The sequence below is a fragment of the Amycolatopsis lurida genome (genome assembly GCF_900105055.1).
In the GTDB taxonomy this organism is placed as follows: Bacteria; Actinomycetota; Actinomycetes; order Mycobacteriales; family Pseudonocardiaceae; genus Amycolatopsis; species Amycolatopsis lurida.
In genome coordinates, this window is sequence record NZ_FNTA01000004.1 from 822,403 (window position 1) to 846,348 (window position 23,946).

18 protein-coding genes are annotated in these 23,946 nt (G+C 69.2%); 8 read left to right on the forward strand and 10 right to left on the reverse strand.

Annotation, left to right across the window (positions count from 1 at the left end):
- Window positions 1-15: 15 nt before the first annotated feature.
- Complete coding sequence (locus BLW75_RS43190; RefSeq protein ID WP_034319507.1) at window positions 16-684, forward strand: VldE C-terminal domain-containing protein; 669 nt, start codon at window positions 16-18, stop codon at window positions 682-684.
- Here BLW75_RS43190 and rnhA read toward each other — a convergent pair.
- The 4 genes from rnhA to BLW75_RS09000 are packed head-to-tail and all read right to left on the reverse strand — an operon-like array spanning window position 681 to window position 3,159.
- Window positions 681-1,163: a ribonuclease HI gene (gene rnhA / locus BLW75_RS08985; RefSeq protein ID WP_034319504.1), complete on the reverse strand. Its 483-nt coding sequence runs from the start codon at window positions 1,161-1,163 to the stop codon at window positions 681-683. The two genes, BLW75_RS43190 and rnhA, sit on opposite strands and share 4 nt — an antisense overlap.
- Window positions 1,164-1,184: 21 nt before the next feature.
- Window positions 1,185-2,375: a DNA polymerase IV gene (gene dinB, locus BLW75_RS08990; protein WP_034319501.1), complete on the reverse strand. Its 1,191-nt coding sequence runs from the start codon at window positions 2,373-2,375 to the stop codon at window positions 1,185-1,187.
- A gap of 45 nt (window positions 2,376-2,420) precedes the next feature.
- A complete protein-coding gene (locus BLW75_RS08995) occupies window positions 2,421-2,714 on the reverse strand; it encodes a putative quinol monooxygenase (RefSeq protein WP_034319497.1) in 294 nt (97 codons plus the stop codon).
- 25 nt (window positions 2,715-2,739) lie between these two features.
- Complete coding sequence (locus tag BLW75_RS09000; RefSeq protein WP_034319495.1) at window positions 2,740-3,159, reverse strand: DUF6010 family protein; 420 nt, start codon at window positions 3,157-3,159, stop codon at window positions 2,740-2,742.
- 92 nt (window positions 3,160-3,251) lie between these two features.
- Here BLW75_RS09000 and BLW75_RS09005 point away from each other — a divergent pair, with 92 nt between their 5' ends.
- Window positions 3,252-4,190, forward strand: coding sequence for a GlxA family transcriptional regulator (locus BLW75_RS09005; RefSeq protein WP_034319492.1), 939 nt, complete (start codon window positions 3,252-3,254; stop codon window positions 4,188-4,190).
- Here BLW75_RS09005 and BLW75_RS09010 read toward each other — a convergent pair.
- Window positions 4,187-4,477, reverse strand: coding sequence for a hypothetical protein (locus tag BLW75_RS09010; RefSeq protein WP_034319489.1), 291 nt, complete (start codon window positions 4,475-4,477; stop codon window positions 4,187-4,189). The genes BLW75_RS09005 and BLW75_RS09010 overlap by 4 nt on opposite strands.
- A gap of 117 nt (window positions 4,478-4,594) precedes the next feature.
- On the opposite strand from BLW75_RS09010, the gene BLW75_RS09015 reads away from it, so the two are divergent.
- The 5 genes from BLW75_RS09015 (at window position 4,595) to BLW75_RS09035 (ending at window position 16,900) form a co-directional block, all read left to right on the forward strand.
- The gene (locus tag BLW75_RS09015) at window positions 4,595-5,854 is read left to right on the forward strand and encodes an MFS transporter (RefSeq protein ID WP_034319486.1); all 1,260 of its coding nucleotides are present in this window, start codon (window positions 4,595-4,597) and stop codon (window positions 5,852-5,854) included.
- Between the two features lie 366 nt (window positions 5,855-6,220).
- Entirely contained in the window at window positions 6,221-7,450 is a 1,230-nt protein-coding gene (locus BLW75_RS09020) for a GGDEF domain-containing protein (protein WP_034319745.1), read from the forward strand.
- A 25-nt stretch (window positions 7,451-7,475) separates the two neighbouring features.
- Window positions 7,476-8,918: an ArnT family glycosyltransferase gene (locus BLW75_RS09025; RefSeq protein ID WP_034319484.1), complete on the forward strand. Its 1,443-nt coding sequence runs from the start codon at window positions 7,476-7,478 to the stop codon at window positions 8,916-8,918.
- Between the two features lie 134 nt (window positions 8,919-9,052).
- On the forward strand, window positions 9,053-10,288 hold the full coding sequence (locus BLW75_RS09030) for an HNH endonuclease signature motif containing protein (protein WP_241783944.1): 1,236 nt from the start codon (window positions 9,053-9,055) through the stop codon (window positions 10,286-10,288).
- A gap of 1,122 nt (window positions 10,289-11,410) precedes the next feature.
- On the forward strand, window positions 11,411-16,900 hold the full coding sequence (locus tag BLW75_RS09035; RefSeq protein WP_034319481.1) for an ATP-binding protein: 5,490 nt from the start codon (window positions 11,411-11,413) through the stop codon (window positions 16,898-16,900).
- Between the two features lie 76 nt (window positions 16,901-16,976).
- Here the strand turns inward: BLW75_RS09035 and BLW75_RS09040 are convergent, their stop codons facing one another.
- The 4 genes from BLW75_RS09040 to BLW75_RS09055 all read right to left on the reverse strand — a co-directional run bounded on the left by BLW75_RS09040 (window position 16,977) and on the right by BLW75_RS09055 (window position 21,712).
- Window positions 16,977-17,522 carry a bifunctional nuclease family protein gene (locus tag BLW75_RS09040; RefSeq protein ID WP_034319477.1) on the reverse strand — a complete coding sequence of 182 codons (546 nt, stop codon included), beginning with the start codon at window positions 17,520-17,522 and terminating at the stop codon, window positions 16,977-16,979.
- 23 nt (window positions 17,523-17,545) lie between these two features.
- Window positions 17,546-19,300 carry an aa3-type cytochrome oxidase subunit I gene (ctaD, locus tag BLW75_RS09045; RefSeq protein WP_449500951.1) on the reverse strand — a complete coding sequence of 585 codons (1,755 nt, stop codon included), beginning with the start codon at window positions 19,298-19,300 and terminating at the stop codon, window positions 17,546-17,548.
- A gap of 58 nt (window positions 19,301-19,358) precedes the next feature.
- Window positions 19,359-20,465 carry an acyltransferase domain-containing protein gene (locus tag BLW75_RS09050; RefSeq protein ID WP_034319469.1) on the reverse strand — a complete coding sequence of 369 codons (1,107 nt, stop codon included), beginning with the start codon at window positions 20,463-20,465 and terminating at the stop codon, window positions 19,359-19,361.
- 341 nt (window positions 20,466-20,806) lie between these two features.
- Window positions 20,807-21,712, reverse strand: a complete 906-nt coding sequence (locus BLW75_RS09055) for a LysR family transcriptional regulator (protein WP_034319466.1) — start codon at window positions 21,710-21,712, stop codon at window positions 20,807-20,809.
- Between the two features lie 71 nt (window positions 21,713-21,783).
- Here BLW75_RS09055 and BLW75_RS09060 point away from each other — a divergent pair, with 71 nt between their 5' ends.
- The gene (locus BLW75_RS09060) at window positions 21,784-22,773 is read left to right on the forward strand and encodes a YeiH family protein (RefSeq protein WP_034319462.1); all 990 of its coding nucleotides are present in this window, start codon (window positions 21,784-21,786) and stop codon (window positions 22,771-22,773) included.
- Here BLW75_RS09060 and BLW75_RS09065 read toward each other — a convergent pair.
- Entirely contained in the window at window positions 22,751-23,926 is a 1,176-nt protein-coding gene (locus tag BLW75_RS09065; RefSeq protein WP_091597200.1) for an MFS transporter, read from the reverse strand. The two genes, BLW75_RS09060 and BLW75_RS09065, sit on opposite strands and share 23 nt — an antisense overlap.
- Window positions 23,927-23,946 lie beyond the last annotated feature (20 nt).

The window sequence follows — 23,946 nt, forward strand, 5'->3', positions numbered from 1 at the left end:
TGAGTGATCAGAGAAATGGCCGGCAGACATCGCAAGAACAAGGCTCCGCAGTGGAAGCTCCCCGCGGGTATCGCGGCAGCGGTCGCCACGGCGCTCCCGGCGTCGATGTGGCTGACCACCGCAGGTACCCCCGACGTCGAAGCGGCCAGCGCCGCACTCGCGGTGAAGGCTCCCCCGGCCTCCAGCGTGACTCCCCCGCCGTCGACCAGCAGCACCCCGCCCTCCAGCTCGACCACGCCGCCCCCGTCGACCTCCTCGGCTCCCCCGAAGCCGACGACGTCGACCAAGGCCCCCGCGCCGGTCAAGAAGACCGTGCCCGCCGCGACGGCGTGCTCCACCGACCTCGGCGGCACCAAACCGCACGTGGCCCAGGTCGGTAACCACGTCAAGGCGAAGTTCGGCGTCAAGAACGTCGGCGGCGTCGCCGGCCGGGCGAACGCCAGCGACCACCCCTCCGGCCTCGCGCTGGACTTCATGGTGGACACCGCCACCGGCAACGCCATCGCCGAGTACCTCCTGGCCAACCAGAAGGACTTCGGCGTCACCTACGTCATCTGGCGTCAGCGCTACAACGACGGCAGCGGCTGGGACACCATGGAGGACCGCGGCGGCGCGACCGCCAACCACATGGACCACGTCCACGTCTCCTTCGCCAAGGGCGCGAAGGTGAACGTCAGCTGCTAACGATTCCGGGCGGGCCGCTCGCCGGGCTGGATCACCGGTCGTCCGACGACCTCTTCCACGCCTTTGACGGCGAGCCGGTCCGCCCGCTCGTTCTCCGGATGCCCGGCGTGGCCCTTGACCCAATGCCATTCGACGTCGTGCCGTGAGGCGGCCTCGTCGAGACGGCGCCACAGATCGGCGTTCTTGACCGGTGTCTTGGCCGAGGTCGTCCAGCCGTTGTTCTTCCAGTTCCGCACCCAGCTGGTGATGCCGTTCCGGACGTAGGTGCTGTCGGTGTAGATGTCGACCGACACCCGGCGCTTCAGGCTTTCCAGCGCCTCGATGGGCGCGGTCAGTTCCATCCGGTTGTTCGTGGTCGGCCCGGGATCCCCGCCGTAGATCTCCTTTTCGACGGTGCCGTACCGCAGTACCGCGCCCCAGCCGCCGGGACCGGGATTCCCGCTGCACGCGCCATCGGTGTAGATCTCGACTTCCGCCACCGGGACACCCTAGCGACGGGTTCAGTCCGGCAGCAGCGGCACCCACGGCCGCTCGGCCTGCCCGAGATGCACCGCGCGCGTGATCGATTTCGACCCGAACCGGTCCCGGACGGTGTCGAGCGTCGCGTCGAGCGCGTCTCTCGGTTTCGCCCCGAACGGCAAGGCCAGCTGGATCGCGTCGTCCTTCGACAGATTCGTGAGCGCGAGCCCGATCAGGGTGAGCCCGCGTTCGTCGATCAGCGGTCTCGCCGCCGCGAGCAGGTCACGGGCCGCCGCGACGATCGCGCCCGTCTGTTCGGTCGCCTCCATGAGGGTGTGCGAACGCGTGGCCTTGGTGAAATCGGCGAACCGCATCCGCAGCACGACGGTGCGGCACACCCGGTGCGCCGCCCGCAGGCGACGGGCGAGGCGATCGGCAAGGGTCAGCAGCATCGCGTCGAGTTCGGCGGGCGAACGCGGCCTGCTGCCGAGCGCGTGCTGCGCCCCGATCGACCGGCGGCGGCGGCCCGTCTGCACGCGGCGGGGGTCGTCGTTGTGGGACAGGGCGTGCAGGTGGGCGCCGACACCGCGGCCGAGCATCCGGACGAGTTCCTTCTCCCCGAACCCCTCCATCTGCCCGACCGTCGTCACGCCGCGCTCTCGGAGCTTCTGCGCCGTCACCTTGCCCACGCCCCACAGCCGCTCGACCGGAAGCGGGTGCAGGAACTCCAGCTCCTTGTCGTGTGGCACGACGAGAAGGCCGTCGGGTTTCGCGACGCCGCTGGCCACCTTCGCGAGGAACTTCGTCCTGGCGACGCCCACGGTGATCGGCAGGCCGACCTGCTCCATCACGTCCTTGCGCAGCTTCGCCGCGATCCGGCTCGGCGTGCCCGCGATCTTCAGCAGCCCTCCGACGTCGAGGAAGGCCTCGTCGATCGAGATGCCTTCCACGAGCGGTGTCGTGTTGCCGAAGACCTCGAAGACCGCCTTGCTCGCCGCCGAATACGCGTGCATCCGGGGCGGGACCACGATCGCGTCCGGGCACAACCGCCGCGCCTGGCCGCCGCCCATCGCCGTGCGGACACCGAACGCCTTGGCCTCGTAACTGGCCGCCAGCACCACACCACCGCCGACGATGACCGGCCGCCCGCGCAGCTTCGGGTCGTCACGCTGCTCGACCGACGCGTAGAACGAGTCCAGGTCGGCGTGCAGGATGGGACCCTCGGTCGTCATAGAACATATGTTCGCATCAAACGGCCCAGCGACCAAGCTACCGGTTCAGTCGAACGGCGGTCCGGAGTGGGAAACCCGGTGCTTGAAGACCTCTCCGTCCCGGATCTCGGCGGAGTACGTCGGCCTCGGCGAGATCGCGCGCCAGGCGTTCAGCACCTCCTCCGACTCCCAGTACTCGAAGATGTTCACCCGGCCCGGCTCGAGCGTGTCCGCCGAGATCACCACGTCGAGACACCCGGGGTGGGCCCGCGCCTTCTCGACGATCACCTGGTGCCCGGCCACGTACCGGTCCCGCTCCTCCGGGTCGACGTACACCTTGCCCGCCACGATCACGGTCATCTCTTTGTCCTTTCGTCCGGTCGGTTCACCCCACCGACGAACGCGGGCGGCGGGAACCGACACGGGCGCGGACGAAATCCGTCACCGATCGTCCGCCGGCGAAACACCAGATCGCGATCACCGGGTCGCAGATCGCGCAACCGAACGACGAATCGTGGAGGAACGGGATGATCGGGGCACCCTTGAGATGGTGGACGACGTCCCAGCCGGTGTGCAGCAGCCAGGCGATACCGATGAACGTCCAGGATTCGAGCCCACGGTAAGCCACGTAGGTCACGACCGCGGCGAACGCGAACTCCCAGATCCCGAGTCCACCACCACTCAGATAGGCGGCGCCCGCCCCCGCCACCATGATCGCGTTGAAGCGGCGGCGGTGCGGTTCGTGGATCAGCGACATCAGCACGACGTAGACGAGGCCGACGAGAATCGGCGCGATGATCATCATGGCTCGACGCTAGAACCGGCCGGAGCTCACTCCCAGTGGCGTGAACGACGCCTTCCAACGGGATCTCGCCAGCGGGCGGGTACGGTGCGGGCATGCACACCGTCGCCGTCCTGGCGCTGGACAAGGTGATCCCGTTCGACCTCTCGACACCGATCGAGGTCTTCACCCGGACCCGGCTCGCCGACGGCAGCGCCGGCTACCGGCTGCTCATCTGCGCGGAACACCCGGACGTCGACGCCGGGCACTTCACCCTGCGCGCGCCGTGGGGGCTGGAGGCACTGCGCGAGGCCGACACGATCATCGTCCCCGGCACCGCGGAACCGACCGGGCCGTTGCGGGAAACCGTCCGCGACGCGCTCACGTCCGCTGCCGCGAGGGGCACGCGGATCGCCTCGATCTGTTCCGGCACCTTCGTTCTCGCCGCCGCGGGCCTGCTCGACGGCCTTCGCGCCACCACGCACTGGGTCGCCGCCGAAGCGTTGGCCGCGGCGTATCCGGAAATCGATGTCGACCCGGACGTGCTCTATGTCGACAACGGGCAGATCCTGACGTCCGCGGGCGCCGCCGCCGGCCTGGATCTGTGCCTGCATCTGATCCGGCGTGACCACGGCTCCGCGATCGCGGCCGACGCCGCCCGCCTTTCGGTCATGGCGCTGGAACGCGAGGGCGGTCAGGCGCAGTTCATCGCGCTGCGGCATCCGCCCGCTCCCCGCGGCGCGGCGCTGGAACCGACTCTCCTTTGGATGCAGGAGAATCTCGCGCGCGATCTCACCTTGGCCGACATCGCCGCACGCGCCGGGATGAGCACGCGCACACTGATCCGACACTTCCGCGAGCAGACCGGGACGACACCGCTGCAATGGCTGCACCGCGCGAGGGTCCGGCAGGCACAGCATCTGCTGGAGACCACTCAGCACGCCGTCGAACGGATCGGCGCCGAGGTCGGTTTCGGTTCGCCTACCGCGTTCCGCGACCGGTTCAAGCGCACGACCGGCGTCAGCCCCGGCACCTATCGGCGCGCTTTCCGTTAAGCGGCGACGGCCAGTGCGGTGTCCGAGGCCCGCGCCCGGGCCTGGTCGGCGAACCGCTTCCGGGCGGCGACGACTCTGAGCCAGCGTTCCGAGCGTTCGGCGTCGAGATCGAAGGTGGCGCGGGCGAGCACTGCGGCGGCGCGGGCGGCGGAATCGATCTCCGCGGCGGCGCCGAGGTAGTCGCCCGCGTCGATCAGCTTGTAGGCGTGACGCATCTCGGTCTGCGCGGTCGAGTAGATGGCGTAGGCGGCGAGGTTGTTCGCCAGCGGGCCCAGTGAATGCGACATCGGATTCTCCGTTCCTTCTCTTACTGACACGTCGAACGGGCCCGCGCCGGTTCGACACGGTGGACGGATTTTTCCGAGGGTTGCGCCGAGTGGCCGATTCACGACAGCCTGAAGCGCATGCCAGCCCGAGCGGCGTCGTTCCGCAGTGTCTTCGCGGTCGCCGGATTCCGCCGGATCTGGCTCGCGCATCTGCTCTCGGTCGCCGGCGACCAGCTGGCCAGGGTCGCGCTCACGGTGCTGGTGTTCGACCGGACGTCGTCGGCCGGGTGGGCCTCCGCCGCGTACGCGCTGACCTTCGTGCCAGACCTTCTCGGCGGCGCCCTGGGTGGCATCGCGGACCGGTTCTCGCGCCGCACCGTGATGGTGGTGACCGACGTCGGCCGCGCCGTCCTGATCGCGCTGATGGCGGTGCCCGGGCTCCCGCTGCCCGTCACGGCCGCGCTGTTGTTCCTCGTGCAGCTCATGGCCGGGCCGTTCCACGCGGCCAGGCAGGCGATGCTGCCGGATCTGCTCGACCCGGACCGCCTGGTCGTCGGCCAGGCCGTCATCTCGTCCACGTACCAGGCCGGGCTCGTGGTGGGCTTCGGCGCGGGTGCCGCCGTCGTCACCGGGCTCGGCGTCCCGGGTGCGCTGTTGATCGACGCCGGAACGTTCGCGCTGTCGGCGCTCATGCTCCGCTTCGGGCTCGAACGTTTCCCGCCCTCGGCACCCACCCACCACACACGTCCGTCCCTGATCGCGGGCTGCCGTCTGGTGGCACGCGACCGCAAGCTGCGCTGGCTGCTGCTCATCGCCTGCTGCTGCGGTTTCTACGTCGTGCCCGAGGGCCTCGCCGTCCCGGTCGCCGCCGAACTGGGCGATGACGGCGCGTTGCCGTGGTTGCTGGCCGCGAATCCGGTCGGTTCGGTGCTCGGCGGGCTCCTGCTGAGCCGTGTCCCGCGCGAACGGCAGATCCGGGTGCTGGGCTTGCTGGCGGTGGCGAGCAGCCTGGTGCTGATCCCGACCGGCTGGGCTCCGGGCCTGGTCACCATCGTCGTGCTGTGGACGATCTCGGGAGTGTTCTCCGCGCACGACATGATCACGCAGACGCAGTACAGCCTCGCCGCGCCGCCCGCCCAACGGGGTCAGGTGATCGGGGTCGCGATCGCGGCGTTGCGGGCGGCTCAGGCGGTGGGGATCGCGGCGGCCGGGCTGCTGGCCCAGGTCGTCGCGCCGACCACCGTCGTCACCGTCGCGGCGGGCGCGGGAGTGGTGGTCGCCGCTGTCGCCGGGGTGGGCTGGTCACGGGCGGTGTCGTCCCGCCGCGGCCCTGAGGAATCCGGAGATCCCGTGGGGCCGGTCGGCGGGACGACACCCGTTGGCGAGCACGGTTCCTGACACATCACGTCCAGTTGTTGTCACGCACTACGTTCACCTCCTTCGCGAAGCCGTGCATTGTTCGTTGTGGGCCGGATCACTCAGGTCCAGTTGTTGTCCCGCATTTCGTTCACCTCCTTCGAAATAGCGATCAACCCGGCAAAACACTCACCAGTTGTTGTCCTGCATCGGTGCACCTCCCTCGTTTCGGTTGGGCTGTCCGGGGGAATTCGCGGCCGCGTGTCTTATCGCCGGAGACAACGCGGTCGTCGCCGTCCCGGTTCGATTACGGTGTAGATCACCGACGGAAGAGGGTGCGTGGACGGACGACTCGGCGACGCGCGGCGGCGGCTCAAGGCCTGGCACCTGTGGAGCCTGCCGCGACCTGTGCGTTCCTACGTCCTGGTCGTCAATCTCATCGCAGTCCTCTCGACCGCCGGCACGGCCCGGCTGGTCCCGGTGACCGGTACCGACCTGGTGCGGTTCGGCGTCTTGACGCTGTGCGCGGCCATCGCCATCGAGGGCACCCGGCAGATCGAACGCCAACGGGAGTACGACAGGGCCCCATCGGTCGCCTACGTCGACACCAAGGCGGTGTGGAGCGTCGCCGCCGTCATCGCGCTGCCGCCGGTGCTCGCCGCCGCGATGGTCGTGGTGACCTACACCATCGCATGGCTGCGGATCTGGCCACACCAACGGCCGGTTCTCCCCCATCGGTGGATCTTCTCCGCCGCCACGGTGCTGTGCGGCACCCAGGCCGCCGTCGTCGTGCTCAGCCTCGGCATGCGCCACTACCCCGGCCCGCCCGACTCAGGGCTGCTCACCGGGCTGGGCGACCTCGCCGTCATCATCGTCGCCGCGGCCTTGCGGTGGGCGATCAACACCGCGCTGGTGATGATCGCGATCGCGCTCTCGTCGCCGCCGAAGTCGATCGGCGAACTGTTCTCCGGGTTCGGCGATCAGATCCTCGAGGCGGGCGCGCTCGGCCTCGGTCTCGTGACGGCCGTCGTCCTGGTGCAGGCCAATCCGCTGGTGCTGATCGGGGTGGTCATCGCGCTGGTCGCGCTGCATCGCGGGCTCCTGCTGACGCAGTACCGGCGCGACGCGCACACCGACGCCACCACCGGTCTCGTCACGAAACGGCGATGGCGTCAGCTGGCCGAAGAGCAGCTGGGCCGGACGCGTGCCGGACGCAAACTCGGCGTGCTGTTCCTCGACCTCGACAATTTCAAGACGATCAACGACACCTACGGCCATCCCAACGGCGACCTCGTCCTGCGCGCGGTCGGCGACGCCCTGCGCGCCGAAATCCGGGAGCAGGACGTCTGCGGGCGGTGGGGCGGCGAGGAGTTCGCGATCGTCGTCCCGGACATCCACGGCGAGGAGACGTTGCGCCAAGTGGCCGAACGGATCCGGCACCAGGTGGCGGTGGTGTCGGTCGCGCTGCCCGATCGCGACACCGTGTTGACCGATCTGACGGTGTCGATCGGCGGGGCGCTCTATCCGGCGGCCAACATCGCCAGCGTCGACGACCTTCTCGTCGCCACCGACATGGCGCTCTACCGCGCGAAACAAGGCGGCCGCAACAGGGTCGAATTGGCACCGCCCGCGCAGTAGGCTTCGCGTCGTCTGGGGAGGCGCGATGGAGCGATTCGCTCGAGGTCCGGTCGGTCTGGTGGTCGCGATCCAGGTCCTGGTGCTGACCCTGTTGTCCGGCCGGTACGGCTTCCATCGGGATGAGCTGTACTTCCTCGCCGCGGGGAAACGTCTCGACTGGGGTTATGTCGATCAGCCGCCGCTGACGCCCTTGCTCGCGAGGATCTCCACCGACGTCTTCGGCGCCACTCCCGCCGGTCTGCGCGTGGCCGCGACGTTGTGCGCCGCCGCGACGGTGATCCTGCTGGCACTGGTCGCCCGCGAGTTCGGCGGCGGCCGCGGCGCACAGGTCCTCACCGCCGTGATGACCGCGCTGGCGGCGTTCGTCGTGGTCGACGGGCACATGCTGTCGACCGCCACCGTCGACATGTTGGTCTGGAGCGCGCTGGGCCTGGTGGTCCTGCGCCTGTTCCGCACCGGCGACGGACGGTGGTGGCTCGCGATCGGCGCCGTCGTCGGCATCGGGATGGAAGGCAAGTGGCTCGTCCTGCTGATGGTCGCCTCGATCGGCCTGGCGGTGCTCGCCGTCGGCCCGCGGACGGTGTTCCGCACCGGCTGGCTCCCCGCCGGGATCCTGCTCGCGCTCGTCTTGGCCGCGCCGGCCCTGATCTGGCAGGCGGCGCACGACTTCCCTTTGCTGACCGTGGCGTCCGGCATCAGCGAGGATGACGGCGCGGAGAACCGGATCCTGTTCGTGCCGATGCAGTTGGTCTATCTCTCCCCGATGGCCGTACCGGTCTGGATCGCCGGCGGACTCAGGCTGTGGCGTGATCCTGAGCTGCGCTGGGCCCGCTCACTGGCACTGGCCTATCCGGTGCTGTGCGTGATCTTGTTGATACTGGGCGGAAAACCGTACTACTCGGCGCCCTTCCTGTTGTTGCTCGCGGCCGCCGGCGCCGAACCCTGCCTGCGCTGGCTCGACCGCACTTGGCGCCGCGCTCTCGCTGTCTTCCTGGCTCTCGTCGGCGCGGCCATGTCACTCGTCGTCGGACTGCCCGTGCTGCCACCCACCGCGCTGGCGCCGGTTCTGGCCGTGAACAAGGAACAAGGCGAGCAGGTGGGGTGGCCGGAGCTGGCCTCAACGGTCACCCGGGTTTGGGAACGGATCCCGGCGGAGCAGCGCGCGACCGCGGTGATCTTCACGCGGAACTATGGACAGGCAGGGGCTTTGGAACACTACGGGCTTCCCGCGGTGCACTCGGGCCATATGTCCTATGCGGACTGGGGTCCTCCTCCTGCTGACGCTGTCGGCCCGGTGGTCGTCGTGGGCCCGTACCTTCCGACGTGGTTCACCGGATGCCACGAGGCGGCCGTGCACGACCATGGTCTCGGAGTGGAGAACGAGGAGCAGGGAGTGCGGATTTCTTTGTGTGCGGGGACTTCCCGGCCTTGGTCTTCACTGTGGGGCGAGTTGCGGCACTACTACTGATCGGGCTGTCGCCCTTTGGCGGCGGGCGGGGTTCACTACGAGAAGCCCTCCGGCGCGTTGGGAGATCAACGTTGCCATGCAACGGAAACTGTCGCCGGTCCGGAATTGTCGGTGGTCGGTTGTAGCTTCTGTGTGTGGACACACGCAACGCCACTGTGGCGCTACTCAAGGAAATCACCTCGCTTGCTGCTTTGCAGGAGGTCAATGCTTCGCTGGATTCGTTGGAGGACAACGATGCCGTCGACGCTGCCGTGGCCGCGTCGGAGGGGATCGCGCGGTTGGAGGCGGTCCGGTTCCGCGCTTTGGCGCAGCTGAACCGCCACCGTGGCGGCGCTTCTAGTGTGGTGCAGGAGGTCGCGTTCGCTTTGTCTGTTGTGGACGGTCACGCGGCGGGTCTGGTGTCGACGGCAGTGGCGTTGACCACCCGCCTGCCCCGCACGCTGGGGTTGCTGGATCGCGGGGAGGTGGGTGGCTACGGGGCGATGAAGGTCGCCACCGCGACAGCGTGGCTGTCGGACGAGGACGCCCGCGCGGTGGACGCGGTGTTGGAGGATCGCCTGCCAGGCCGGAACTGCGACCAGATCCGGAAAGCGGCCAATCACGCGGCGGTGATGGCCGACCGTGAGGGTGCCGCCCGGCGCGCGGAGCGGCACCGTGCCGGGCGCCGGTTGTCGATCCGCCACGGCGAGACCGGAGTAGCCTCGATCGAGGTCGAAGACGGCCCCGTGGAGAAAGTGGCCGCCGCCTACACGCGCATCGACCGTGAGGCACGCGCCCTCAAAACCGGGGACGAGCCCCGCACCCTGGATCAGCTGCGCGCCGACATCGCCCTCGACCTGATGTTGGGCGGCCAAGGCGGCAAGGCCGAGCGGTCCGAAGTGTTCCTCTACATGGATTTGAACACCTACCTCGGCCTGAACGAGGATCCGGCAGAGTTGGCCGGGCATGGGCATATTCCGGCGCCGCTGGCCCGGCACATCGCCTCCGGCCCAGACACGGTGTTGCGCCGGATCATCACCGACCCCTTGTCCGGACAAGTCCTCGACCTCGGCCGCGACCGCTACCGGCCCACCGCCGGACTGGACGAGTTCGTACGGGTACGAGACCGCGAATGCCGAAGACCCGGCTGCCACCGCATCGCCCAAGCCTGCGACCTCGACCACTCACTGCCCTGGCAGCACGGCGGCCACACGAGTGCCACCGAACTGATCGACCTCTGCCGCCGCGACCACCGACTGAAAGACGAACCCGGCTGGATCTACCGGCTGGCTGCCGACGGCACCCTCACCATCACCACACCTGCAGGGCGGAGCTACGACAGCACGCCACCGCCACTGCACGAACCCCGCACCCAAGAGCCACCATTCTGAACCGGTCACCGAAAAACGGCCACGCTGCCAGCCGTAGGGCGTCGCACCACGTAGTCCATTACCGAAATACGACCATGGTTGAGCGCGCGGACAGGGCTCCGCACGGATCGGTGCCACGGCGACTGTCGGACTCACCCCCTCAGCTGGAGAGGCGCTGTGACCGCTCGTCGCCGGAATTCGGCTACGGGACCGCCGCGTAGCCCTACGCAATGACATCTCGCACTTCGTGGCTACGCCCGCCGATGCCGCGGACCACAACTCGATCGACCGCGCAACGCACCTCACCACCACCCGACGACGCCTGCCCCATGCCGCCACCCCAACCGAGCGCCGACACCCCAGCCTGTCGCCGAAAAACGGCCACAGCTCGATCGACCCACGCAATGCCCCTCACCACCACCCGACGACGCACGGCCCCATGCCGCCACCCCAACCGAGCACCACCGGTCCCAGCCGTCACCGAAAAAACAGCCACACCACCTACGCCGCGACGCAGCACTCCAAAAAACGCCACCCTCCTGACCACATCGCCGAAAAACGGCCACAACTCGATCGATCACCCAACGCCCCTCACCACCACCCGGCGACGCACTGCCCCATGCCGCCACCCCAACCGAGCGCCGACACCCCAGCCTGTCGCCGAAAAACGGCCACGGCGTCATCGAGAGCCGCCATCGCAACTCGAAATCACCCGGCGACGAGCCGTCCCGCACGTGCTCCCGATTCACCATCGCCAGAAACCGACCAGAACCTGCAGACCGACTCTCCACACCCCGGCAGCCGAGCGCCCACCCCGGCCGTCGCCGAAAAACGGCCACCCCGTCACCCCGGCCGGAAACAAGCCCGGCCACCTCGATGAAACCCGCGTGAACACCGGATGACACCTCGCGAACCCGGCTACCAAGCCGAACCCTCAGTTGTCCACTTCGTCACGTCATCAGGCCCCTGCACTAGGTGTTCCAGGACACTTTTTGGCGGGTTCCTACAACACCCGGCCCTCGGCATGCGCCACCGACGACATTCTCGTACCGGCCGGTAAGAGGCAGGCTGTTAGACAGGTACAGAAGACTGTCCCGCGCGTGATCCGGCGGGACGGTGTCGCGCATTTGGGAGGCTCAGTCGGTGTTCAGTCGTGTCGCCATCGTCAACCGCGGAGAAGCCGCGATGCGGCTCATCCACGCCGTCCGCGAGCTTTCGGCGGAGACCGGACGGCGGATCGAGACCGTCGCGCTCTTCACGGACGCGGACCGGTCGGCGACGTTCGTGCGGGAAGCCGACATCAGCTACAACCTCGGCCCCGCGTCGGCGCGTCCGTATCTGGATTTCGCCGTGCTGGAGCGGGCGCTGACCGAGACCGGGGCCGACGCGGCCTGGGTCGGCTGGGGTTTCGTGGCCGAGGATCCCGCCTTCGCCGAGCTGTGTGAGCGGCTGGGCGTCACCTTCATCGGGCCGAGCGCGGACGCCATGCGCAAGCTCGGCGACAAGATCGGCGCGAAGCTGATCGCCGAAGAGGTCGGCGTCCCGGTCGCTCCGTGGAGCCGCGGCGCCGTCGCGGATCTCGACGCCGCCATCAAGGCCGCCGACGAGATCGGCTATCCGCTGATGCTCAAGGCGACCGCGGGCGGTGGCGGCCGCGGCATCCGCGTCATCACCTCCGCCGACGAGCTCAAGGACGCCTACGAGCGCACCAGCCTGGAGGCCGAGCGCGCCTTCGGCAGCGGCGTCGTCTTCCTGGAGCGCCTGGTCACCGGCGCCCGGCACGTCGAGGTCCAGGTCATCGCCGACGGCCAGGGCACCGCGTGGGCGCTCGGCGTCCGCGACTGTTCGGTGCAGCGCCGCAACCAGAAGATCATCGAGGAGTCCGCCTCCCCGGTGCTGGCCCCCGAGCAGGCCGACGAGCTCAAGCGGTCCGCCGAGCGGCTCGCGCTCGCGGTCGAGTACCGCGGCGCCGGAACGGTCGAGTTCCTTTACCACCCCGGCGACAAGCTGTTCGCGTTCCTCGAGGTCAACACCCGCCTGCAGGTCGAGCACCCGATCACCGAACTGACCACGGGCATGGACCTGGTCAAGGCCCAGCTGCACGTCGCTTCCGGGGGCAAGCTCGAAGGCGTCCAGCCCGCCGAATTCGGTCACGCCGTCGAGGCGCGGCTCAACGCCGAGGACCCGGACCGCGACTTCGCCCCGTCGCCCGGCCGCATCGCGCGCCTGGACCTGCCCGCCGGCCCCGGTATCCGCGTCGACACCGGGGTCAGCGAAGGCGACACGATCCCGGCCGACTTCGACTCGATGATCGCGAAGATCATCGCCTACGGCCGCGACCGTGACGAGGCGCTCGGCCGTCTGCGCCGCGCGATGGCCCAGACCACGGTCATCATCGAGGGCGGCGCGACCAACAAGAGCTTCGTGCTCGACCTGCTCGACCAGCCCGAGGTGATCGACGGCAGCGCCGACACCGGCTGGATCGACCGCGTCCGCGGCGAAGGCAAGCTCGTCACCCACCGCCACTCGGCGATCGCGCTCGCGGCCGCCGCGATCGAGGCGTACGAGGACGAGGAAGCCGTTGAACGCCAACGGCTTCTCTCCACCGCGCACGGTGGCCGCCCGCAGGTCCAGCACCAGAGCGGCCGTCCTCTCGACCTCAAACTGCGCGGCGCCGCGTACCGCGTGAGCGTCGCACGGATCGGCCACCGCCGGTTCCGTGTCGGTGTCTCGGCGGGCGGCGGCGACATCCACCCCGCCGACGTCGAGGTCGACCGGTTCGACGAGCACACCGGCCAGATCACCGTCAACGGCACCCGGTTCCGCCTGGTCACCGGCACGCACGGGCCGATCCACCTGGTCGAGGTCGACGGCGTCACCCACCGCATCAGCCGGGACGAGGGCGGCGTCGTCCGCTCCCCCGCGCCCGCGCTCGTCGTCGCGACGCCGCTGGAGGTCGGCGCGGAGGTCGAGGCGGGCGCACCCGTGCTGGTGCTGGAAAGCATGAAGATGGAGACGGTGCTCCGCGCGCCGTTCCGCGCGAAGCTGCGTGAGTGCGTCGTCTCGGTCGGCAGCCAGGTCGAGACCGGCGCTCCCCTGTTGCGGCTCGAGCCGCTGGCGGAGGAAGGCGCCGAGGTCGCCGAGGACAAGGGCAGTGTCGAGATCGAGCTGCCCGCCGAACCGGACGGAACGTCGGCCGCGCAGCGGATCACGCGGGGACAGCAGGATCTGCGCAGTCTCCTGCTGGGCTTCGACGTCGACCCGCACGACGAGCGCCGCACGCTCAGCGCGTACCTCGCCGCCCGTGACGAGCTGGAGGGCAACGGCGACCGTCCGCTGGAGGGCGAGGTCGAGCTCCTGACCGTGTTCGCGGACCTCTCCGAGCTGATGCGCAACAAGCCAGCGCGCGAAGACGCCAAGACGGACACCCGGGTGCACAGCTCCCGCGAGTTCTTCCACACCTACTTGCAGAGCCTCGACGTCGAGCGAGCCGGGCTGTCGGAGTCGTTCCAGAACAAGCTGAAGAAGGTGCTGGCGCACTACGGCATCCAGGACCTGGAGCGGACGCCGGAGCTGGAGGAGGCGGTTTTCCGCATCTTCCTCGCCCAGCAGCGGACGTCGTCCGACGTCGCGGTCGTCACCGCGTTGCTGCGGCAGTGGCTCACCGAGCCGCAGCCGTTCGAGTCGATGCGCGAGCCGGCGGGCAAGGCGCTGGAGGCGCTCATCGCCGCCACGCAGCTCCGTTTCCCGGTGGTCGGCGACCTCGCCCGCAGCGTGGTGTTCCGGTGGTTCGCCCAGCCGCTGCTGCGCCGCACCCGCGCCGAGGCGTACAGCGAGGTCCGCAAACACCTGCGTCACCTCGACCTGCACCCGGATTCGCCGGACCGCGCCGAGCGGATCGCGAGCATGCTGGCCAGCGCGCAGCCGCTGGTCCGCCTGCTCGGGCAGCGGATCGGCCGCCCCGGCACCGATCACAGCCCCTTGCTGGAAGTGCTGAGCCGTCGCTATTACGGCAACCGCGCGCTCACCGGTGTCCAGCAGGTGACCGTCGGCGGCTGCACCTTCGTCACCGGCGACTACGCCGACGCGAACGAGCGGTTCCACATGGTCACCACCGCCGTCGACCGCGCCGGGCTGCCCGGGGCGATCAAGGCGGTCGCCGACCTCGCCGCGCAACTGCCCGCCGACACCGACGTCGAGGCCGACCTCTACCTGACGTGGGACGACGAGTCCGCCGACGACGACACGATGGCGGCTGGGCTGCGCGAGGTCCTCACGGCCGAGTCGCTGCCGAGCCGCGTCCGGCGGATCACCACCACCGTCGCCGGGCACGGCGGCGCGGTGATGCACCACCACTTCACCTTCCGCCCGTCTTCGACCGGGTTCAGCGAGGAGCGGCTGATCCGCGGTCTCCACCCGCTGATCGCCCAGCGGATGCAGTTGCAGCGGCTGGCGAACTTCGATCTCACCCGGTTGCCGTCGGGTGACGAGGACGTCTACCTGTTCAAGTGCGTCTCGCCGATGAATCCGTCGGATCAGCGGCTGGTCGCGCTCGCCCAGGTCCGTGACCTGACCCCGTTGCGGGACAACGACGGCAAGCTGCTGGCCCTGCCGGCGGTCGAAGGCACGCTGGCGGGCTGCCTCGACGCGATCCGCGAGGTGCAGGCGAAGCTTCCGCCGAAGAAGCGCTTCGACACCAACCGGATCATGCTGTACGTGTGGCCGACCAGTGAGCTCACCGGTGAGGAGCTGAACACGGTCGCGCAGCGTGTGCAGCCCTCGACGGCGGGCGCGGGTCTCGAAGAGGTCCAGTTCCTCGGCAGGCAGCGCGACCGCGCGACCGGTGAGGTCAAAGAGGTCGCCGTGCGGATCGGCTACGACGTCAGCGGCGGCGTGCAGATGTCGCTGTCCGAACCCACCACCGAGCCGATCCTGCCGCTCGACGACTACCGCCAGAACGTCCTGCGCGCCCGTCGCCGCGACACGGTGTACCCATACGAGCTGACCGAGATGCTCGGCTCGTTCACCGAATACGACATGGACGACACGAACACCCTCGTCCCGGTCGACCGGAAGAAGGGCCGCAACAAGGCGGCGATCGTCGCCGGTGTGGTCACCACGCCGACCGAGCGGTACCCGGAGGGCGTCAAACGCGTGGTGCTGCTGGGCGACCCGACGAAGGCGCTCGGCGCGCTGTCGGAGCCGGAGTGCTCGCGGGTGATCGCGGCGCTGGACCTCGCCGAGCGGCTGCGGGTCCCGCTGGAGTGGTACGCGCTCTCGGCGGGCGCCCGGATCTCGATGGAGTCCGGCACCGAGAACATGGACTGGGTCGCGGCCGCCCTCAAGCGGATCGTGCACTTCACCCAGAACGGCGGCGAGATCAACATCGTCGTCGCCGGGATCAACGTCGGCGCCCAGCCGTACTGGAACGCCGAAGCGACGATGCTCATGCACACCAAGGGAATCCTGGTGATGACGCCGGATTCCGCGATGGTGCTGACCGGCAAGCAGTCACTCGACTTCTCCGGTGGCGTCTCGGCGGAGGACAACTTCGGCATCGGCGGCTACGACCGGGTGATGGGCCCGAACGGCCAGGCGCAGTACTGGGCGCCGAACCTCGCGGCGGCGCGTGACGTGCTGATGTCGCACTACGACCACACTTACGTGGCGCCGGGCGAGTCCGGCCCCCGCAAGGCGGTCACGAACGACCCGATCGACCGGGACATCTCGTCGTTCCCGCACGCCGCCGTCGACAGCGACTTCACCACGGTGGGCCAGATCTTCTCGCGGGAGGCCAACCCCGACCGCAAGAAGCCGTTCGACATCCGCACCGTGATGCGCGCGCTGTCGGACCAGGACCACCCGGTGCTGGAGCGCTGGCCGGGCATGGCGGACGCGGAAACCGCGGCCGTGCAGGACGTGCACCTCGGCGGGCGGCCGGTGTGCCTGCTCGGGATCGAGTCGCGTTCGGTGCCGCGCCGCGGCTTCCCGCCCACCGACGGCCCGGACACCTACACCGCGGGCACGCTGTTCCCGCGGTCGTCGAAGAAGGCGGCGCGGGCGATCAACGCGGCCAGCGGCAACCGGCCGCTGGTGGTGCTGGCGAACCTGTCCGGCTTCGACGGCTCGCCGGAGTCGATGCGGAAACTCCAGCTGGAGTACGGCGCGGAGATCGGCCGGGCGATCGTCAACTTCGAGGGCCCGATCGTGTTCACCGTGATCTCGCGGTACCACGGCGGTGCGTTCGTGGTCTTCTCGAAGGCGCTGAACCCGAACATGACGGTGCTGGCACTGGAAGGCTCGTTCGCCTCGGTGCTCGGCGGCGCGCCCGCCGCGGCGGTCGTGTTCGCGGGTGAGGTCAACGCGCGGACGGCGGCGGATCAGCGGGTGCGATCGCTGACGGAGAGGCTCAGCGGGGCGACCGGTGCCGAGCGCGCCGCGCTGGCCGCGGAACTGGCCGAGGTCCAGTCGTCGGTGCGCGCCGAGAAGCTAGGCGCGGTCGCGGCCGAGTTCGACGGCGTGCACAGCATCGAGCGTGCGGTGAAGGTCGGTTCGGTGGACGCGATCATCAGCGCCGCCGAGATGCGGCCGCGCATCATCGAGGCGATCGAACAGGGCCTGGCGAAGCAGTAGTACTCAGAAGCAGTAGCACTCAAGTGAGATGAAGGGGCCTTTCCTGGCAAATTTCGCTAGGAAAGGTCCCTTCATCTCACGGGCGCGAAGGCGGGTCGGGCGGCAGGTCGCCGAAGTCCTCCGGCGCGATCTTGTCCAGTGCCGCCCGGAACTCCTCGACCTCCCGTTCCTGCGCGACCGGGTCCGGCGGTACCGACGGCAGTTCCGCGTCGGGCCCGGAGCCCATGATCTCGACCCGCACCGAAGCGACCTCCAGCACCGCGTCGGCCACCTCGATCCCGACCCCGGCGCGCAACCCGATCGCGACCGCGTCGCTCGGCCGCGCCGAGACGCGGATACCGGAGTCGAGCACCAGGTCGGCGAAGAAGATGCCGTCCCGCAGCGCGGTGACCTGGACCCCGGTGACCCGGTGCCCGAACGACTCGACCACCTGGCCGATCAGTTCGATCGTGCCCGGCCTCGGCAGCCGGATCTGCTCCTGCGCGAGCGCCACCGCGCTCGCCTCGGGGCCGCCGATCGTGATCGCCAGCCAGCGGCGTTCGCCCTCCCGCTCCCGCAGCAACATCACCGGTGCCGCTTCCGGAGCCAAGACTGCCATCCCTTCGACATCCATGGGGATCATGCGCGGTACCTCATTCCCTCGCCTCAGGCGGTGTCGTCCTTCAGTGCCTTGTCCACCACCACTTCCGAAGGGGTGGCCTGGTCACGGCGCTGGAACGGGGTCGTATGCCCCTCGGCGCGCAACCTGGGGATCATGTGGGGGTAGTGGAGTTCGAACGCCGGGCGTTCGGACCGGATTCTCGGGAGATCGAAGAAGTTGTGCCGGGGCGGCGGACAGGTCGTCGCCCATTCCAGCGAATTCCCGTGGCCCCACGGATCGTCCACTTCGACGATCTCGCCGAATCGGTAGCTGCGGACGACGTTCCACAGGAACGGCAGTACCGAAGCGCCGAGCAGGAAGGCGCCGATCGTGGAAATGGTGTGCAGCACCGTGAAACCGTCGGTGCTCAGGTAGTCGGCGTAGCGGCGCGGCATTCCTTCGTTGCCGAGCCAGTGCTGGACGAGGAACGTCGTGTGGAAGCCGATGAAGGTGGTCCAGAAATGGAGTTTCGCGAGTCGCTCGTCGAGCATCCGCCCGGTCATCTTGGGGAACCAGAAGTAGATCCCGGCGAACGTGGCGAACACGATGGTGCCGAACAGCACGTAGTGGAAGTGCGCCACCACGAAATAGGTGTCGTGGATGTGGAAGTCCAGCGGTGGCGCGGCCAGGATGATGCCGGTCAGCCCGCCGAGCAGGAACGTCACCATGAACCCGATCGACCACAGCATCGGTGATTCGAAGGTGAGCTGCCCCTTCCACATGGTGCCGATCCAGTTGAAGAACTTGATCCCGGTCGGCACCGCGATGAGGAAGGTCATGATGGAGAAGAACGGCAACAGCACCGCGCCGGTGGCGAACATGTGGTGCGCCCACACGGCGAAGGACAGGGCGGTGATCGCGATCGTCGCGAACACCATGAGCTTGTAGCCGAAGAGCGGTTTCCGGCTGAACACCGGGACGATCTCGGTGATGATGCCGAAGTACGGCAACGCGACGATGTACACCTCGGGATGGCCGAAGAACCAGAACAGGTGCTGGAACAGGATCGCCCCGCCGTTGGCCGGATCGAAGACGTGCGCGCCGAGCCGCCGGTCGGCCATCAGCCCGAACAGGGCCGCGGTGAGGATCGGGAAGACCGCCAGGATGAGGATCGTGGTGAACAGGATGTTCCAGGTGAACAGCGGCAACCGCCACATGGTCATCCCGGGTGCGCGCAGGCAGAGGATCGTGGTGACCATGTTGACCGCGCCCAGGATCGTCCCGAGCCCGGAGACGATCAGGCCCATGATCACCAGGTCCGCGCCGACGCCCGGGGTGTGCGCGGCGTTGGACAGCGGCGTGTACATCGTCCAGCCGAAGTCGGGCGCCCCGCTCGGCGTGAGGAACGCGCTGAGCGTCATCAGCCCGCCGAAGAGATACAGCCAGTAGGAGAACGCGTTCAGCCTCGGGAAGGCGACGTCCGGCGACCCGATCTGCAGCGGCAGGATGTAGTTGGCGAACGCGAAGAGGTTCGGTGTCGCGTACAGCAGCAGCATGATCAGGCCGTGCATGGTGAACAGCTGGTTGTACTGCTCCTGCGAAAGGAACTGCATCCCCGGCCTGCCCAGTTCGCCGCGCATCAGCAGCGCCATGAACCCGCCGATGAGAAAGAACCCGAACGAGGTGCTCAGGTAGAGCACGCCGATCGTCTTGTGGTCGGTGGTGCGAACGATGTTGAGGAACACGCTGCCCTTGGGCGCCCGGCGCCGACCGCCGAAACGGACGGCCTCCGGTCGGGGCGATGTCTTCACGGCGGCCATGACGACTCCCAGCACGAGGACGCACCTTCAGAAGGCTGGTACCCCTCCAGGAGAGCCCCTACACGTGGGATTTTTCAAGAGGCTGAAGGGCTTGTCCCGGCAGGAGCCCGAACACCGGATCGGCCCCGTCGGCCCACAAGGCCGTGGCGACTCGCAGTAGTCGCGGAAGACCCGGCCGCTGTGCCGGATGCGCGGCGACGACGAGGTGCTCACGGTCGTGCAGGGTGTTCCCGATCAGCGAGCCGAGCTGTCCGGCACCCATCTGCACGAACGCGCGGAACCCGGCCGCGTACATGTTCTCGACGAGGCCGCGGAACCGCACCGGCTCCAGCAGATGCCGCACGAACAGGTCACGCACGTCCCCGGCCGCCGCCGGGTAGGGCCTGCCCGTCGTGGCCGACCAGAGCGGGAGTTTCGCCGGACGCGGGGGATGACGCTCGGCGGCCTCGCGGATCGGGCCGAGATACGGGGCGAGCATCGGGGTGTGGAACCCGGGCCTGGCCGGCAGGACTTGAGAGATCACCCCTTCGGCGCGGAATCGGCGCACGAAGCCGTCGACGGCTTCCGCAGGCCCGCAGATCATCGAATGGTGGGGCGCGTTGTCTTGGGAGAGAATCACTTCTGACTGTCCTTTGAGGACTTCGTCGACCATGGGCGCCGACGTGCCGATCACCGCGAAGGCCAGTCCTGGCACCTTGAGCGCGTCAGGATCGAAACCCGCCCGGAACGTGCTCACCTCAGCGTCGGCGTGGATCCCGGCGATGGCCATGGCGGTCCACTCCCCCAGACCGTGCCCGGCGAGCGCGTCCGGGGTCACGCGCAGACGGCGCAAGGCCGTGTCGAGCAGCCTGCCAAGCCGGACGTCGCCGGCAGGCGTCTCGCCTTCGTTCTCCGGCCCGGGGAAGACGAAGGCGAGTTTGCCTCCGCCCGCGCCGAGCAGCGGTTCCGGAACGAACCAGAGGTCGTTGCGGCCGCGCCACGGTCTGCCCTTCGCGACCACTTTCCTGGCCAGGTTCAGTCGTTTGGGCGTCGGGTCGACGAGGCTGAGCCGGATCCGGCCGCGGCCGATGCCGCCGGCGCGTGGAAGGTCGTCGCGGTCGAGCAGGCACCCCATCTCGGCGACGGTCGGCGCGAACAGGCGGAGGACGCTGACGCCCTTTCCCACGGGAAGCCTCCGAAACACGGAAGAGTGAATTGATGACCGAGCGTACTTAAACGCAGTCGCGGCGGCACGTCAATACTTGAAAGTACAGTTTCCGGACACAGGAACCGAATGGCGGAACGCCGACCCGCGAACCGCGAAGATCGACGCGTTCCCGCTGTGAGCAAGTACCGAAGGTCCCATGTTTTTCCCGCGACAGCAGGGAAGAGCAATTCGAACCGCTTCCATCGGACCACCGGGAATGGTGGTCCGTACCTATTTCCGGAAATCGACGACGATTCGCCCTATCGTCGGTAGCACGCCGATGACGGGTTCGGTATCACGCGAAGAGAACATGAAAGCTCTCATCGGGATTTCGCATTCCGGACCGCGATGCTCAGCAGTTCCGCGGCCGGACCGGCGAGCCGCCGCCCGGCGGGCCACACCGCGCGCAGTTCCCGGCCGAAGTCGACGCCGTCCACCGGGACCGGGACGAGCCTGCCTTCGGCGACGTCCCGGACGATGGCGAGTTCACTGATCACCGCCGGCCCGGCGCCCGCGATCACGGCGTTCCCGACCGCGGAGGCGGACCCCAGTTCCAGCAACGGTTTCGCCGGACCGACACCGGCCTTGCGCAACGCGGTGTCCACGGTCTCCCTTGTCCCGGAACCCGGTTCGCGGACCACGAGCGGCGTGATCGCCAGTTCGGCCGCGGTCACGGGCCGGCGCTTGCGTGCCCACGGATGATTCGCGGGCACGACGAGGACCAGGTGATCGGTGGCCACCCGCCGGGACGAAAGGCCGGGCAACGAACCGGGCGACTCGACGAACCCGAGGTCGACCTTGCCCTCCCGCGCCAGTTCGGCGGCCTGGTCGGAGTTGGTGACCTCCAGCCCGAGGTACAACCCGGGGTCGCCGCGTTTGAGCTCGCCGATCCAGCCCGGCACCAGATACTCGGCCAGTGTCATGCTCGCGGCGACCCGCAGGTGTGCCTCGTGCTGGGTGCGCAGCGCTTCGGCGCCGTCGAGGAGGCCATCGAGTTCGGACAGCACGCGGTGCGCCCAGCCCGCGATGACCCGGCCGTCGGGGGTGAGCGCGGAGCCGCGTCGCGTGCGGTCGACCAGCACCAACCCCAGCCTTCGCTCGACCGTGGACAGTCGTTTGCTCGCCGACGGCTGCGCGATCCCGAGACTGGCCGCGGCCTGCCCGATACTGCCGAGCTCGTCCACGAGCACCAGCAGGCGCAGGGAGTCCAGATCGGGTGTGGTCATAGCCCAAGTGTATGACCTACCCCCGCTATTCCCGGCTACCGAGGTCGCCCCGTCCGGGCGAGGCTCGAACCATGAGCACCACGCACGCGAGACCGACGAAGCCCTACCTGACCGCCTTCGCGATCACCGGCGCCGGAGTGGCCGCCGCGTACCTGGTCGGCACCGCTTTCCCGGTCATCAGCGCGCTCACCATCGCCGTCGTGCTCGGCATCGTCACCGGATCGCTGCCTTCGCTGTCCGACGGGACCCGGAAAGCCATCGCCGGGATCACCAAGAAGCTGCTTCGCGCCGGTGTCGTGCTGCTCGGTCTGCAACTCTCACTCCCCGCCGTCCTGGCGCTGGGGCCAGGAACCCTGGTCGCCGTCGTGCTCACCGTCGGGATCACGTTCCTCGGCACGATCGGTCTCGGCAGGCTCCTCGGCGTACCCCGCGGCCTGGGGATCCTGGTCGCGACCGGGTTCTCGATCTGCGGCGCGTCCGCCATCGCCGCCATGGAAGGCGTCGTGAAACGCGAGGACTCGGACGTCGCGACCGCGGTCGCCCTGGTCACCTTCTACGGCGGGCTCGCCATCGCCGCGGTCCCGCTCATCGGCGGCTGGCTGCGGCTCGACGCGGCAAGGATCGGCGAGTGGGCGGGCCTCAGCGTGCACGAAGTCGCGCAGGTCGTCGCTGCGGCCACCCCCGCCGGAAGTGCCGCCATCGCGGTCGCCATCGTGATCAAGCTCAGCCGGGTGGTCCTGCTGGCCCCGATGGTCGCCGCGGTCGGCGTGCACGAACGGCACCGGCCCGCCGACGGCAAGCGGCCGCCGCTGGTCCCGCTGTTCGTCCTCGGTTTCCTGGCGATGGCCGCCCTGCGCAGCACCGGGATCGTGCCGGGAGTCGCGCTCGACGTCGCCAAGGTCGCGTGCACCCTGCTGCTGGCCGGGGCGCTGTTCGGGCTGGGCTGCGCGGTCCGGATCGGCCACCTCGTCCGCACCGGGGGCCGCGCCCTGCTGCTCGGCCTGCTCTCCACCCTGCTGGTCGGGACCACGGCGCTGGTCACACTGACCGTGCTCGGCTGAGGACGGCGGCCGCGAGCAGCGCGACCACGCCTCCGGTGACCATGACGGCCGGAACGGAGACCGCGTCGACGACCAGCCCGCCGAGCAGCGCGCCCGCCGAAAGCGTCGCTTGGAACGACGAGGTGAACAGCACCGACGCCGCTTCGGGCGCGTGCGGCGCCGTCCTCGCGAACCACGTTCCCGAGCAGACCGGGACGGCACCGTAGGCGAAGCCCCAAAGCACCAGCAGCGCGAGCGCGCCCGCTTTCGTGTCGCCGAAGAACGGCAACGCGAGTGCCACGACGCCGATCGAACCCGCCGCGGCGAGGAAGGTCAGCCGGAGATCGCGGGCGATCGCCGCGCCCGCCACGAAGTTGCCGGCGATCCCGGCGGTGCCGTAGACGAACAGGAAGACGGTGATCAACTCGGGGCTCACCTGCGTCACCTGGCGCAGGAGCGGCGTGACGTAGGTGTAGGTCCCGAAGTGGGCGAGCACGATCAGCACCGTGACGAGCAGGCCGAGCCGGGTCGCCCGCTCGCGGGTCAGCCCCCGCAGGACGCCGAGCCGGGTCGCGTCCGCCGACGGCAGTGGAGGCAACGCCAACGCCAGCGCGCCGAGGACACCGATCGTGAAGACCGCCATCACCGCGAAAGCCGCCCGCCAGCCGAAAAGTTCGCCGAGGAACGTACCCGCCGGCACGCCGAGAACCGAGCCGAGCGGGACGGCGGAGAAGATCACCGCGGTCGCCCTGCCCGCGCGCCCGGGACCGACGAGCCGTTCGGCGAGCCCGGAACCGATCGCCCAGAAGGCACCGATCACCAGCCCGACCAGGACTCGCGAGGCCAACATCGCCCAATAGGCCTGCGCGGTCGCCGCGAGGACATCGGCCGAGGCCAGCACCACCATCAGCGCGCACAGCAGGATCCGGCGGTCGAGCCGTCCGGCGGCGACGGTGACGGCCGGAGCCGCGAGCGCGGCGAGGAAACCGGGCAGGGTCATGGTCAGGCCCGCCGTCCCCGGCGTGATCCGGAAGTCCTCGCCGATCGGGGTCAGGAGGCCGATCGGCAGGATCTCCGTGGTGACGAGGGAGAAGATCCCGAGCGTCACCGCGAGGACGGCGAGCCATCCCTTCAGCGGGGTCCGCGCGGAGGTGTCGAGGGTCGAAGCGGTCATGTGCTTCAGCCCATCACCAC